Origin of the sequence: Rhodopseudomonas sp. WA056 (genome assembly GCF_010906995.1) — a bacterium.
Classification (GTDB): Bacteria; Pseudomonadota; Alphaproteobacteria; order Rhizobiales; family Xanthobacteraceae; genus Rhodopseudomonas; species Rhodopseudomonas palustris_G.
The window spans coordinates 1-13,816 of sequence record NZ_QPFS01000122.1 but is presented as its reverse complement, the minus strand read 5'-3'; the positions used below and the strand labels follow the sequence as shown (position 1 = coordinate 13,816).

The 13,816-nt window shown below is 65.2% G+C and carries 14 protein-coding genes; 7 read left to right on the top strand and 7 right to left on the bottom strand.

Going from position 1 to position 13,816, the window contains the following annotated elements:
• The 4 genes from DU475_RS19640 to DU475_RS19625 form a co-directional block, all read right to left on the bottom strand.
• On the bottom strand, nt 1-746 hold a 746-nt coding region (locus DU475_RS19640; protein WP_164633073.1), incomplete at its 3' end, for an FAD binding domain-containing protein.
• 75 nt (nt 747-821) lie between these two features.
• The gene (locus tag DU475_RS19635; protein WP_164633072.1) at nt 822-1,307 is read right to left on the bottom strand and encodes a (2Fe-2S)-binding protein; all 486 of its coding nucleotides are present in this window, start codon (nt 1,305-1,307) and stop codon (nt 822-824) included.
• 174 nt (nt 1,308-1,481) lie between these two features.
• Nucleotides 1,482-1,946 (bottom strand): SRPBCC family protein, encoded by a 465-nt coding sequence (locus DU475_RS19630; protein WP_011159342.1) that lies wholly within the window; start codon nt 1,944-1,946, stop codon nt 1,482-1,484.
• 193 nt (nt 1,947-2,139) lie between these two features.
• Nucleotides 2,140-2,664: a hypothetical protein gene (locus DU475_RS19625; protein WP_047307252.1), complete on the bottom strand. Its 525-nt coding sequence runs from the start codon at nt 2,662-2,664 to the stop codon at nt 2,140-2,142.
• Nucleotides 2,665-3,302: 638 nt separating this feature from the next.
• Between DU475_RS19625 and DU475_RS19620 the strand changes: the two genes are divergently transcribed.
• The 5 genes from DU475_RS19620 to DU475_RS19600 all read left to right on the top strand — a co-directional run bounded on the left by DU475_RS19620 (nt 3,303) and on the right by DU475_RS19600 (nt 8,552).
• Nucleotides 3,303-4,220 carry an ABC transporter permease subunit gene (locus DU475_RS19620; protein WP_013501309.1) on the top strand — a complete coding sequence of 306 codons (918 nt, stop codon included), beginning with the start codon at nt 3,303-3,305 and terminating at the stop codon, nt 4,218-4,220.
• Between the two features lie 12 nt (nt 4,221-4,232).
• Nucleotides 4,233-5,561 (top strand): high-affinity branched-chain amino acid ABC transporter permease LivM, encoded by a 1,329-nt coding sequence (gene livM, locus DU475_RS19615; RefSeq protein ID WP_142883253.1) that lies wholly within the window; start codon nt 4,233-4,235, stop codon nt 5,559-5,561.
• Nucleotides 5,558-6,397 carry an ABC transporter ATP-binding protein gene (locus DU475_RS19610; protein ID WP_013501307.1) on the top strand — a complete coding sequence of 280 codons (840 nt, stop codon included), beginning with the start codon at nt 5,558-5,560 and terminating at the stop codon, nt 6,395-6,397. The genes livM and DU475_RS19610 overlap by 4 nt, the downstream gene beginning before the upstream one ends.
• 136 nt (nt 6,398-6,533) lie before the next feature.
• Complete coding sequence (locus tag DU475_RS19605) at nt 6,534-7,280, top strand: ABC transporter ATP-binding protein (RefSeq protein ID WP_164633071.1); 747 nt, start codon at nt 6,534-6,536, stop codon at nt 7,278-7,280.
• Between the two features lie 165 nt (nt 7,281-7,445).
• Complete coding sequence (locus DU475_RS19600) at nt 7,446-8,552, top strand: branched-chain amino acid ABC transporter substrate-binding protein (protein ID WP_013501305.1); 1,107 nt, start codon at nt 7,446-7,448, stop codon at nt 8,550-8,552.
• Between the two features lie 517 nt (nt 8,553-9,069).
• On the opposite strand, the gene DU475_RS19595 is transcribed toward DU475_RS19600, so the two are convergent.
• Nucleotides 9,070-9,804 (bottom strand): cytochrome c biogenesis CcdA family protein, encoded by a 735-nt coding sequence (locus DU475_RS19595; RefSeq protein WP_164633070.1) that lies wholly within the window; start codon nt 9,802-9,804, stop codon nt 9,070-9,072.
• Between the two features lie 145 nt (nt 9,805-9,949).
• On the opposite strand from DU475_RS19595, the gene DU475_RS19590 reads away from it, so the two are divergent.
• The gene (locus DU475_RS19590) at nt 9,950-10,948 is read left to right on the top strand and encodes a P1 family peptidase (protein ID WP_164633069.1); all 999 of its coding nucleotides are present in this window, start codon (nt 9,950-9,952) and stop codon (nt 10,946-10,948) included.
• Here the strand turns inward: DU475_RS19590 and DU475_RS19585 are convergent.
• On the bottom strand, nt 10,938-11,699 hold the full coding sequence (locus tag DU475_RS19585; RefSeq protein WP_164633068.1) for an EF-hand domain-containing protein: 762 nt from the start codon (nt 11,697-11,699) through the stop codon (nt 10,938-10,940). The two genes, DU475_RS19590 and DU475_RS19585, sit on opposite strands and share 11 nt — an antisense overlap.
• Nucleotides 11,700-11,964: 265 nt before the next feature.
• On the opposite strand from DU475_RS19585, the gene rpe reads away from it, so the two are divergent.
• Nucleotides 11,965-12,663 carry a ribulose-phosphate 3-epimerase gene (gene rpe, locus DU475_RS19580; protein ID WP_164633067.1) on the top strand — a complete coding sequence of 233 codons (699 nt, stop codon included), beginning with the start codon at nt 11,965-11,967 and terminating at the stop codon, nt 12,661-12,663.
• On the opposite strand, the gene DU475_RS19575 is transcribed toward rpe, so the two are convergent.
• A complete protein-coding gene (locus DU475_RS19575; protein ID WP_164633066.1) occupies nt 12,660-13,298 on the bottom strand; it encodes a hypothetical protein in 639 nt (212 codons plus the stop codon). The two genes, rpe and DU475_RS19575, sit on opposite strands and share 4 nt — an antisense overlap.
• Nucleotides 13,299-13,816: the final 518 nt, after the last annotated feature.

Genomic DNA, 13,816 nt, shown 5'->3' with positions numbered 1-13,816 from the left:
CGATATTCGGCGCTGCCGTGCAGATCGCTGTTCAGCCCGTCGGCGGAGACGTGCAGGCCGTCGAGCGCCTTGGAATTGAACCGCGCCTTCAGCGCCTCTTCGAACTGAGTGACACGAAACACGCCATCGGCGCCTGCCCCGGTGACCGCGACGCGGACGTCCGACGGACGGCGGGCGACGAACACGCCGACCAGCGCGTAGCGCGACGCCTGGTTGCGAAACTTGATGTAGGCGGCCTTCTTCGGCAGCGGAAACTGCACCTTGGTGATGATCTCGTCCGGCTCGAGCGCAGTCGAGTACATCCCCTGGAAGAACTCTTCGGCCTTCAGCTTGCGCTTGTTGGTGACCACGGTGGCGCCGAGCGCCAGCACGGCCGCCGGATAGTCCGCGGTCGGATCGTTATTGGCGAGCGAGCCGCCGATGGTGCCCTTGTGGCGCACCGCCGGATCGCCGATCAGCGACGCCAGCTCGGCCAGCGCCGGAATCGCCTCGCCGACGATCGCCGAATTCGCGACCTCGGCATGGGTTGCGGTGGCGCCGATCACCAGCGAGCGGCCCTTCATCTCGATGCCGCTGAGGCCCTCGATATGCGACAGGTCGACCAGATGCGGCGGCGCCGCGAGGCGCTGCTTCATCACCGGCAGCAGCGTGTGGCCGCCCGCGATCAGCTTGGCGTCCTCGTTCTTCAGCAGCAGATTGGCGGCCTGACGAACAGTCCCGGGGCGGTGATATTTGAATTCGTACATTGCGCTTCCCTGAGCTTCCTGCGTCTCGTTGGGCGTGCCGCGCGGCCTCGTTGAAGCGGGCCGGCGCAGAGCCGGTCAGGTGCGGTCGGAGTTCGCCATCGCCTTGGCGCCGGCCGCGATCGACACCACGATGTTCTGATAGCCGGTGCAGCGGCAGAGATTGCCTTCGAGCTCTTCGCGAATCGTCTCGTCGGAGAGCTCGTGGCCCTTGCGATGCACCATGTCGACCGCGGTCATGATCATGCCCGGGGTGCAGAAGCCGCACTGCAGGCCGTGATGCTCGCGGAAGGCTTCCTGCATCGGATGCAGCTGCGCGCCGTCGGCAGCGAGCCCTTCGATCGTCGTCACTTCGTGGCCGTCGGCCATCACCGCCAGCGTGGTGCAGGACTTCACCGCCTTGCCGTCGAGATGCACGACGCAGGCGCCGCACTGCGAGGTATCGCAGCCGACATGCGTGCCGGTGAGCCGCAGGTTCTCGCGCAGAAACTGCACCAGCAGCGTGCGCGGATCGACGTTCGCGGTCACAGGCTTGCCATTGACGATCAGGGAAATCTTGGCCATCGGCCCTCTCTTCAATGCGCACCGCCGCGTTGCACGGCGATCACTCGTCTTTTAGTTGTGTTTCTTGAACCGATCTTACGAGGCAACCCCAGGATCGGCAACCGCGAACGGCTCTGGCCGTGCCGGACCCGCTGCCGTGTAATGACATCCGCGTGATCGAACCCCGCGGCGCCATCAGGCCGCGCCGTTGCCGTTCTGCACCGCCTTGGAGAAGTTGGCGAAGAACTCGTCCGCGAGCTTCTTGGCCGAGCCGTTGATCAGTCGCTGCCCGAGCTGGGCCAGCTTGCCGCCGATATGCGCTTCGACATCGTAGGACAGCAGCGTGCCGCCGTCCTTGTCGGACAGGCCGACCGTGGCGCCGCCCTTGGCAAAGCCGGCAACGCCGCCCTCGCCTTCACCGGTGATCTTGTAGCCGTTCGGAGGATCGAGATCGGACAGCGTCACCTTGCCCTTGAAGCGGGCCGATACCGGGCCGACTTTCAACTTCGCCACCGCGCGAAAACCGCTGTCGTCTTCGGTCTTTTCCAGCTCCTCGCAGCCGGGAATGCAGACCTTCAGCACTTCCGGATCGTTGAGCTTGCTCCACACCAAATCTTTCGGCGCGTCCAACTGGACTTCGCCGTTCATCGTCATGGCCATGGATATTTCCTCCCGGATCGGCGGCCGCCTCGGACAGCGGCATTGCGACTACTTAAGCACGCCGGGCGGCAAAGAAAAAGTATCGCGACACCGCCCCGAATGATCGGCGGCGATAACAGTTATGCAGCTTTTGAGATAGGTGGCGCCCGGCCCGAGCGCCAGCGTCAAGCAAACAGGACAGTCGGACCTGCGATCAGGAGCGTTGCGCGGCGGCCGGGTAGTTCGGCTCGAACGCCGCGCGCGGGCGCACGGCGGCCGCAGGCCGCTTCGACGGCTCGACCAGCATCAGGATCGCGGTGCTCAGAAACAGCAGCAGCTCGGTGGCATGCAGCCGCATCGCCTCAGGCTCGGCGACCTGCGAGGCCATCACCATGCTGACGAACGACACCAGGCTGCCGAGCGTCAGCGCGAACGCCAGCGCCTCGTTGCAGCCGCCCGACAGACGCACCGACGGCCGCGTCAGCAGCGCCGAAAAAACCAGCAGGAAACCGGCGACCGTCAGCTTGGCCAGCGCCAGCAGCCACGCCATCTTCATCGTCGCGATCGCGCCGAGATGCAGATGATCGCTGATGAAGATCGCCACCGAGATGTTCGGCCGGTCGTACAGCGCGTTGATCGGCGACACGATCAGCCGGTACGCCACGATCAACCATGTCGGCGCGATATAGGCCGCCAGCAGAACGCCGTTCACCGAGCTGATCCGCCAATCCGTCTTCATCGCCGTGTCCCGCCAGCCAGAGCGCGCCGAATCTTCCGGCCGCGCCAACGAAGCTAACTTCAGGTTAACGCGGCACGGCAATGGAAACGTCTTGTTAAGGTTAACATCGGCTTTCGGCTGTGGACGACGTCTGCGGCAGGTTCCACCACGAAATCGGCATGAAATTTGCGTCAGCAGTCCACATGATGCCTGTTCTCACCCCGCCCCGCGCCTCGGCAGCATTCCCGGGCCGCACCCACCGAATAGCCGCGCCGCCCGGCCCGGTGCCGGTCGAACGGCGAAGGTGGAACGTTGGAATGCCGCTTTCATCCGACCACGGCCCCACCGCGGACCTGAACCGGCGACCGACGCGGCACGCCCGATTTCACCCGTCGCATAGCGCCGGACTTCACCGCCAACTCATCGCGGCGAATGGAACCGCTAACTGCGGCATCGTCGTCCACAGGGAAGAAGGTTGTAACCGGCCGCTGTTGCCGCGATCGCGACCCACTGTTAGAAAATTGAAAAGCGAAGCGACGTTCCGGCTGCCGGGGCCCTCGCCGCATCGTGTGTGCAGCGAAAGCCGATCCGGATCGTTTGCACCGCAATATCCGCTTTCTCGAGTCCTGATCCTTCGAGTCCTCTGACCACGGCAGCGCATGGACTACTTCGCCCAGCAGCTCATCAACGGTCTCGTCCTCGGCTCCATCTACGGCCTGATCGCGATCGGCTATACGATGGTTTACGGCATCGTCGGCATGATCAATTTCGCCCATGGCGACATCTTCATGATCGGCGGCTTCATCGCTCTCATCAGCTTCCTGATCCTGGTGTCGTTCGGCCTCACCTTCGTGCCGCTGATCCTGCTGGTGGTGCTGTTGGTGTCGATGGCGATCACCGCACTTTACGGCTGGACGGTGGAGCGCATCGCCTACCGACCCTTGCGGCACTCGTTCCGCCTCGCCCCGATGCTGTCGGCGATCGGCATGTCGTTCGTGCTGATGAACTTCGCCCAGGTGTCGCAGGGCGCCCGCGTCAAGCCGGTTCCGCCGATCATCACCGGCGGCTACACGCTGCACGAGAGCGCCGACGGTTTCGTCGTGCGGCTGTCCAACGTGCAGATTCTGGTCGTGGTATCGACCATCGTGCTGCTGGCGATATTCACTTGGCTTGTGGCGAAGACCCGACTCGGCCGCGACATGCGCGCGTGCGAGCAGGATCAGACCATGGCCGCACTGCTCGGCGTCAACGTGGACCGCACCATCTCGATGACCTTCGTGATCGGCGCCGCGCTCGCCTCGGTCGCCGGCATGATGTATCTGCTGTACTATGGCTTGGTGGACTTCTTCATGGGCTTCGTCGCCGGCATCAAGGCGTTTACAGCAGCCGTGCTCGGCGGCATCGGCTCGCTGCCCGGCGCAATGCTCGGCGGCCTCCTGATCGGCCTGATCGAGACGTTCTGGTCGGCCTATTTCTCGGTCGAGTACAAGGACGTCGCGGCGTTCTCGATCCTGATCGTGGTGCTGATCTTCATGCCGACCGGCCTGCTCGGCCGGCCGGAAGTCGAAAAAGTCTGAGCGGGCGACGACGTGGCCAAACTCGCGCACGCCGTAGCCCCGACCGCCACCGCCGGAACCGGCGCGGGATTCATCGTCAAGAAAGCCCTGATCAGCGCCCTGGTGGCGCTGGTTCTGTTTTCGCTGATGATCGGCGTGCGAACCGAGGCCGGTCCGGAGGGCGGGCTGATCTACTGGACGCGATTCGGCGACCTCGCCGGCATGGTCGGCGCGGTGTTCGTCGGCTCGATCGTGGTCGAGCTGCTGCGGATGTGGTGGGGTCCGGTCGACACCTCGAAGATGATGCCGGCGAGCGCCCGCAAGACGCTCGGTCTGGCCGGCCGCATCGTCGCCCCGGCGCTGCTGATCTTCACTGTGCTGGTGCCGGTGATCTTCTACGATCAGCGCTACATTCTCGACCTCGGCATCCTGGTGCTGACTTACGTGATGCTGGGCTGGGGGCTGAACATCGTGGTCGGCCTCGCCGGCCTGCTCGACCTCGGCTACGTGGCGTTCTACGCCGTCGGCGCCTATTCCTACGCGCTGCTCGCCACCAATTTCGGGCTGTCGTTCTGGATCTGCCTGCCGCTCGCCGGCATCCTCGCGGCGTTCTGGGGCGTGATCCTCGGCTTTCCGGTGCTGCGGCTGCGCGGCGACTATCTCGCCATCGTCACCCTCGCCTTCGGCGAGATCATCCGCCTCGTCATCATCAACTGGCAGACTCTGACCGGCGGCCCGAACGGGATCAGCGGCATTCCGCGGCCGACCGTGTTCGGCATTCCGCTGACGCCGGGCGAGAACGGCCTCGCCGCCATGCTGGGGATTCCGTTCTCGCCATCGCAACGGCTGGTGTTCCTGTTCTATCTGATCCTAATTCTGGCGCTGATCACCAACTGGGCGACGATCCGGCTGCGCCGGCTGCCGATCGGCCGCGCCTGGGAAGCGCTGCGCGAGGACGAAGTCGCCTGCCGCGCGCTCGGCATCAACACCACGACGACCAAGCTGACGGCTTTCGCGATCGGCGCGATGTTCGGCGGATTCGCCGGGGCGTTCTTCGCCACCCGGCAGGGCTTCATCTCGCCGGAATCATTCACCTTCCAGGAATCGGCGCTGGTGCTGGCGATCGTCGTGCTCGGCGGCATGGGCTCGCAGCTCGGCGTCGCGCTCGCCGCGGTCACGCTGATCGGCGGCTTCGAGCTGTTCCGCGGCCTCGATCAGTTCCGCATGCTGGTGTTCGGCATGGCGATGGTGCTGCTGATGATCTGGCGGCCGCGCGGCCTGATCGGCCACCGCGCGCCGACCGTGTATCTTCAGCACAAGCAGGCGATCTCGTCCGACCTCGTCAAGGAAGGCCACGGATGAACGACGCCTCCGACATCCTCGAGGTCGACGGCCTGACGATGCAGTTCGGCGGCATCATCGCGGTCAACGCCCTGTCGTTCAACGCGCAGCGGGGCAAGATCACCGCGCTGATCGGCCCCAACGGCGCCGGCAAGACCACGGTGTTCAATTGCATCACCGGCTTCTACCGGCCGACCGCCGGCGCGATCCGGCTCCAGCATCGCGGCGGCGACACGCACCGGCTCGACAAGCTCAACGACTTCCGCATCACCAAGATCGCCAAGGTGGCGCGCACCTTTCAGAACATCCGGTTGTTTCCCGGCATGACCGCGCTGGAAAACCTGATGGTGGCGCAGCACAACGCGCTGCTACGCGCCTCGGGCTTCACGTTTCTTGGCCTGTTCGGCGCGCCGTCGTGGCGTGCGGCAGAGCGCGCCGCAATCGACCGCGCGAGGTTCTGGCTGGAGCAGATCGGGCTGCACGGCCGCGCCGACGACGCAGCAGGCAACCTGCCTTACGGCGACCAGCGCCGGCTCGAAATCGCGCGGGCGATGTGCACCGAGCCGGTGCTGCTGTGCCTGGACGAGCCCGCCGCCGGCCTCAATGCGCGCGAGAGCGCCGAACTCAGCGAATTGCTGTTGTCGATCCGCGACCAGCATGACACCTCGATCCTGCTGATCGAACACGACATGAGCGTGGTGATGGAAATTTCCGACGCCGTCGTGGTGCTCGACTACGGCGTCAAGATCGCGGGCGGCACGCCGGCCGAGATCCGCGACGATCCCCGCGTCATCGCCGCCTATCTCGGCGTCGAGGACGACGAGGTCGAGGCCGTCGAGCAGGAGCTCGGGCTGTGAGGACGTTGCTACATAGTCCACCGTCATGCCCGGGCTTGACCCGGCCATCCACGGAAACGAGCACGACCTCGCCTGTGGCCGTGGATGGCCGGGTCAAGCCCGGCCACGACGAAGGTAAGCGTGGCGAGGCCGCGCGATGACAAACACCTCCGCCGCGCCTCTGCTCGAAATCGAAAACCTCCGCGCCGCCTACGGCAAGATCGAGGCGCTGAAGGGCGTCGATCTCGCCATCCAACCCGGCGAAATCGTCGCCCTGATCGGCGCCAACGGCGCCGGCAAGTCGACGCTGATGATGTCGATCTTCGGCAGGCCGCGCGCCAAGACCGGCCGCATCGTGTTCGACGGCGTCGACATCACCGCGATGCCGACCTACCAGATCGCGCGCATGAGCATCGCGCAGTCGCCTGAAGGTCGCCGCATCTTCCCGCGGATGAGCGTGGCCGAGAATCTTCAGATGGGGGCCGACGCCGGCCAGGGCAGCGACGAGGACCGCGCCGCCTCGCTGGAGCGGGTGCTGACGCTATTCCCGCGGCTGCGCGAACGCTTCGGCCAGCGTGGCGGCACGCTGTCCGGCGGCGAACAGCAGATGCTGGCGATCGGCCGGGCGCTGATGAGCCGGCCGCGACTGCTGTTGCTGGACGAACCCTCGCTCGGCCTCGCGCCGCTGATCACCCGCCAGATCTTCGAAGCGATCCGCACCCTGAACAGGCAGGACGGGCTGACGGTGCTGATCGTCGAGCAGAACGCCAACCACGCGCTGAAGCTGGCGCACCGCGGCTACGTGCTCGTCAACGGACTGATCACGATGAGCGGGAGCGGCACCGAACTGCTGGCTCGCCCGGAAGTCCGTGCCGCTTATCTGGAAGGCGGCCGCAAGGCCTGACCTCTCTCGTTACCGCCTGCGGCAGAATGTGCCAGTGCGTCGCAACCGATGCGGCATTTTGTCGATGACTTGACGTGAAAATCAGCCAACAATGCCGGCATTGCCGCGCCGCGATCCGGTTCGGGCGCGGCTGACCTATCGCAGTCTCACCGCAGGGATCACTCCATGAAACTCAAGCTTCTCGGTTTGGCTTTCGGCGCCTCGCTGGCGCTGTCGACCACGGCGCTGGCGCAGGACATCACGGTCGCGGTCGCCGGCCCGATGACCGGCGGCGAATCGGCATTCGGCCGTCAGTTGAAGAACGGCGCCGATCAGGCCGTCGCCGATCTCAACGCAGCCGGCGGCGTGCTCGGCAAGCAGCTCAAGCTGCAAACCGGCGACGACGCCTGCGATCCGAAACAGGCGCGCTCGATCGCCGAGAAGATCGCGGGCGACGGCATCCCGTTCGTCGCCGGCCATTTCTGCTCGTCGTCGTCGATCCCGGCGTCGGAAGCCTATGCGGACGGCAACACGCTGCAGATCACTCCGGCCTCGACCAACCCGCTCTTCACCGAGCGCAAGCTGTGGAACGTGCTGCGGGTCTGCGGCCGCGACGATCAGCAGGGACTGATCGCCGCCGAGTACATCCTGAAGAACTATCAGGGCAAGAACGTCGCGATCCTCAACGACAAGACCACCTACGGCAAGGGGCTCGCCGACGAGACCAAGAAGGCGCTGAACAAGGCCGGCTTCCAGGAGAAGATGTTCGAGTCCTACAACAAGGGTGACAAGGACTTCAATTCCATCGTTTCGCGGCTGAAGCGCGACGCCATCGATCTGGTCTATATCGGCGGCTATCATCAGGAGGCCGGCCTGATCCTGCGCCAGATGCGCGACCAGGGCCTGAAGACCGTGATGATGGCCGGCGACGCGATGAACGACAAGGAGTTCGCCTCGATCACCGGCCCGCTCGCGGAAGGCACGCTGTTCACCTTCGGCCCCGATCCGCGCAACAAGCCGACCGCCAAGGCGATCGTCGAGAAGTTCAAGGGCAAGGGCATCGATCCGGAAGGCTACACGCTTTACACCTACGCGGCGTTCCAGATCTGGTCGCAGGCCGTCGAGAAGGCCAAATCGACCGATCCGAAGAAGGTGATCGAAACCATCAAGGCCGGCGAGTGGGACACCGTCCTCGGCAAGCTCGCCTTCGACGCCAAGGGCGACATCAAGGCGATCGACTACGTCGTCTACAAATGGGACGCCAAGGGCAACTACGCGGAGATCGGCAACTGAGCCGACGTGATCTTCCGATCCGCCCTCTTGCGCTGCGCTCGCCCTCGCCCCGCCTACAAACCGTCACCGCCCGGCTCGGCCGGGCGGCCCAGTGCTCCAGAGCGTTCACGGTGATGAGCGCTCTGCTGCATCCAACTTGATCCGCACAAGCACAGCTTCTGCTCCTCATGATGAGGAGCATCGCGTCAGCGATGCGTCTCGAACCATGAGGCGACGCATCGTGCGCTGCCATCCTTCGAGACGCGGTCCTAGAGCAGTTCTGTTTTTTATAGAACCAGAGCTAGTCCGCATCGCCTGCCACACGCACAACCTCATGGTGAGGAGGCGCGTAGCGCCGTCTCGAACCATATGACTCAGGGAATGCGTTGCCCCATCCTTCGAGACACCCGGCTTCGCCGGGCTCCTCAGGATGAGGACTCAGTGCCTTCGGAAAGGTCGGATCGTTTCAGTCAAATGATGAACCGCTCTAACGGACCGCTCCTCAGGCTGAGGCCAGCATCGCGGCTTCAGAGACAAACTACCCGATATTCCCCAGCGCCGGGAACGTGTTCAGCAGCCAGATGCTGACGTCGCTGATCGCGCCGGTGAGGAAGCCGATGCCGGTGAAAATCATCAGCACGCCCATCACCCGCTCGATGGTGGCGAGGTGTTTCTTGATGCGGGCGAACAGGCCGGAAAACTGTTCGATCATCAGCGCTGCGAGCAGGAACGGCACGCCGAGGCCGAGCGAATACACCGCCAGCAGGCCGGCGCCTTTCGTCACCGTCGCTTCGGCGGCGGCGACCGACAGAATCGCGGCGAGGATCGGGCCGATGCACGGGGTCCAGCCGAACGCGAACGCCAGCCCCATCACATAGGCGCCCCACAGCCCGACCGGCTTGGGGATCGGCAGCCGCCCTTCCCGCATCAGGATGTTGATCCGCGTCAGCCCGAGGAAGTGCAGGCCCATCATGATGATGACGATACCGGCGACGATCGCCAGCTCCGCCGACCAGGCGCGGATCAGGCCGCCGACCAGGCTGGCGCTGGCGCCGAGCGCGACGAACACGGTGGAGAAACCGAGCACGAACATCGCCGCCGAGATCATCACCGCACGCTTCGAGCTGCGCTCGGCTTCGTCGGCGGCGACGTGCTCGATCGTCGCACCGGTCAGATAGATCAGATACGGCGGCACCAGCGGCAATACGCAGGGCGACAGGAAGCTGACCAGACCGGCGATCAGGGCGGCGGGGATCGAGACGTCATGGATCATGGCCGGCTACATGCACCCGCGCTTCGCACAGGCGCAAGCCGCTGCGTCAAGGTTCCGCGCCTTGTGATCACGGCGTGAGGGATTGCTTCGACCAATTGTTTATGCCGAAAATGTTCCCCCTCAGCCAGCTACGGACAGGCCCATCTTGCGAAACCTCATCACCGATGTCCCCGGCGTTCGCGTCGGCAACGCCGACGACGCCAAGCTCGCTTCCGGCGTCACCGCGATCCTGTTCGACAAGCCTGCGGTCGCCTCGATCGACGTCCGCGGCGGCGGTCCCGGGATTCGCGACGGCGTGCTGCTGGAACCGGTCAACACCGTCGAGCAGGTCGACGGCTTCACGCTGTCGGGCGGCTCGGCGTTCGGACTCGACGCCGGCGGCGGAGCGCAGGCATGGCTCGCCGAGCGCGGCCGCGGCTTTGCGATCGGCGACGCCACGATCCCGATCGTGCCGGGCGCGGTGGTGTTCGACATGATCAACGGCGGCGACAAGGCCTGGGGCCGGTTCTCGCCGTACCGCGATCTCGGCTACGCCGCCGCGGACGCAGCCGGCGACAGCTTCGCGCTCGGCAGCGCCGGCGCCGGCCTCGGCGCCACCACCGCGACGCTGAAGGGCGGGCTCGGCTCGGCCTCGGCGACCACGCCGGACGGCGTCACCGTCGGCGCGATCGCGGTGGTCAACGCGATCGGCAGCGCAACGATCGGTGACGGCCCATGGTTCTGGTCGGCGCCGTTCGAAGTTGGCGACGAGTTCGGCGGGCTAGGAATGCCCGAGAGCTTCACGCCGGAGATGCTGAAGGTGCGGCTGAAAGGCGCCGCGACCCCGAGCGCGGTCGAGAACACCACGCTGGTCGCGGTGGTGACCGATGCCGCGCTCACCAAGACCCAGGTGAAGCGGCTGGCGATGCTGGCGCAGACCGGATTTGCCCGCGCAATCTATCCGGTGCACGCGCCGCTCGACGGCGACGTGGTGTTCGCCGCGGCGACCGGGATCAAGCCGGTCGAGCCGCTGGCCGGGCTGACCGAGCTCGGCACCATCGCGGCCAATACCGTGGCACGGGCGATCGCACGCGGCGTCTATGAGGCCACCACGCTGCCGTTCAAGGACGCGCAGCCGGCGTGGCGCGATCGGTTCAGGCGCTGACCGACAGCGACGAGCCCGAAGCCGCCTGGATCTGCGCCGCCTGGCGCTGGATCAGTTGCTCGATGAAATTGTAGGACGAGGTCGCACCGCTCGACGACGAGCCGGTCGCCGCCGAGGTCATCGTCACCTTGGTGCCGTCCGCATAGCTGATCGAGGTGGTCACGCTGCCGTCGGAATTGGCCACACTGGTCGAGGACGAGCCGGACAACGCCTGCAGCAACGGATCGCTCGAACCGCCGCGGCCGGACTTGCGGGCTTCCTCGCTGCTACGATCGTGCTGCTTGCGCGGCATCAACGCCGAAGCCAGCTCTTCGGCGGTGACCGAACCGTCGCCGTCACTGTCGAGCTTGGAGAACACCTTGTCGGCATTGGCGATGTTGGTGCCGCCTGCTCCAAGCGCGTCCTCGAATTCGCCCTTGCTGATCGCCCCGTCGCCGTTGCCGTCGATCTGCTTGAACAGATCCTTCAGCGCAGCATCGCGGGACTTGGATGCGGTCGAGCTGGAATTACCGGTGGACTGTGCGCTCTGCGCGTCGAGCAGCGCCTGCATCGTCTGCGGCGACAGACCGCTCGACGGCAACGAGCCGTTGCCGGTCGGCAGGCCCGGAAACGACGATGTGCCGGTGCTGCCGCTCGAGCTCTCGAACGGATTGGTGAAGCCGGTGGTCTGCTTCGACGATTTCGACGTCGACGCGCTCAGCGTATTGAGCAGTCCGGACAGCGCGCCGAGCGCGCCAAGGGCAGGCAGCATCACAGAAACTCCGCATCACACACCGCTGGCCGCGGCCGGCAACTACCCACGGATTATTCCAGCTCTCCGAGCAATCGCCGTGCCAGCCGCGAAGCGCCCGAAATTGCTGACTTTTTCGGATTCGGCGAGGGCGCCGGGACGGCAATTTCTGCCCCTTCGGCACAACCTGCCGGGCCTGCACGGCCCGTTGTTGCGCTCTGGATTTGCGAGAGACCGGCGCGGCGTGGTAGCGAAGTTGATCCACCCCACGCACCTGGAAGCCCTGATGTCCTCCTTCGCGCTCCGTCCGCTCGCCATCGCGCCCTCGATCCTCGCCTCGGATTTTTCCAAGCTCGGCGAAGAGGTCCGCGCGGTCGATACCGCCGGCTGCGACTGGATCCATCTCGACGTGATGGACGGCCATTTCGTGCCGAACATTTCCTACGGCCCGGACGTCATCAAGGCGATGCGGCCGCACACCAAGAAGGTGTTCGACGCCCACCTGATGATCGCGCCGTGCGATCCGTATCTCGAAGCCTTCGCCAAGGCCGGCTGCGACATCATCACCGTGCACGCCGAAGCCGGCCCGCATCTGCACCGCTCGCTGCAGGCGATCCGCGGCCTCGGCAAGAAGGCCGGCGTCTCGCTCAATCCGGGCACGCATCCGAGCGCGATCGAATACGTGCTCGATGACATCGATCTGGTGCTGGTGATGTCGGTGAACCCCGGTTTCGGCGGCCAGGCGTTCATTCCGAGCGCAGTCCAGAAGATCCGCCAGATCCGCGCCATGATTGGCGACCGCCCGATCGACATCGAGGTCGACGGCGGCGTCTCCGACAAGGTCGCCGGTGAACTTGCCGCCGCCGGCGCCAACGCCTTCGTGGCCGGCTCCGCCGTGTTCAAGGGCGGCACGCTGGAAGCGTACAAGACCAACATCGCCGGCATCCGCAACGCCGCGCTGCAGGCGCGGGGCGAGGCGATCTAAGTCGATCTGACGAGCCGCAAGCCGGGTGGTCTTCGGCTCGTTGGTTCGAGACAAAACCGTGCAACGTTGTCATCTCGCCAGCCATCGATGAGACGTTGCAGCGCCTCCGGGCCGGCTTCCAACGCTTCGAAGGCCCGCCGGGTGACTTGCCGATGGGTTGGATAGACCTCTGGGCGCTCCATCTGCGAGCGCAGGATCCGCCTCGCCTCTGAGACGTCCCCGATCAGAAAATGCGTCAGCGCGAAGTCGAGTTGCACCACCTCGAACTCGTTAACGCTCATCCGGCTGATACGCTGTAAGAACTGCGGTGGTCCTTCGAGATCTCGCAACGCCTGAACTTCGTGGCGAAGGCACTGCTTCACCACTTCGGCCGCTCGCTCGACATCATCGACCTTGACGCGGTGGTCATCAGGCCCGGCGATGATAGTACCGTAGGTCAGCACGAGAGTATCGAGCGGGCGGTGCAGCGGCATCACCACCTTCCAAAGATCCATGTGATGCTTTTGCGACGTCGCGTTCAGAAAGAACCCGCGCAGCAGGTAGCCCGTCGGCGCGAGCACCAAAACGTCGCGACAGAGCACGGTACCTGGCACCGTGGGCTGAACCAACTTCAGAATCTTTGCCGAACGGCTCATGCATCAAGCCCGGGCCACGTTCGAAGTGAAGTTCGATGACCGGAGTGTCATCTGTCCTAACGATCCTAGCAAGAAGCCGGCATGAGCGAAGCGTTATGCGGAGCTGACGCAGCTTTCCGAATGTCGCGATGCTCGTCCGGTTAGCTCGAGCAAACATCAACGCCGTCATTGCCGGGCTTGCACCGGCAATCCATCACTCTTCGCAAGATAGCGCGCTGTCGCGCGCGATGGATGCGCGGGTCAAGCCCGCGCATGACGGGAGTGAATGTGGCTGCGACTGCGCCGCATAATCGCCCCCCCCTGCAGCTGTTACCCCCCTCGTCCGTCATTCCGGGGCGCCCGGAGCGCGAGCTCGGAATCCATATTTCCTGTCTGCCAATCTTGAGATTCCGGGTTCGCTCGCTATCGCGAGCGCCCCGGAATGACGGGATAGGCCGGAGGGCAGATCGCGCTCTCCCTGGATTTCGCTGCGTCCTGCCCGGTTACCGGCCTCCGCAGCGACCGGCAGGGCCAAAGAC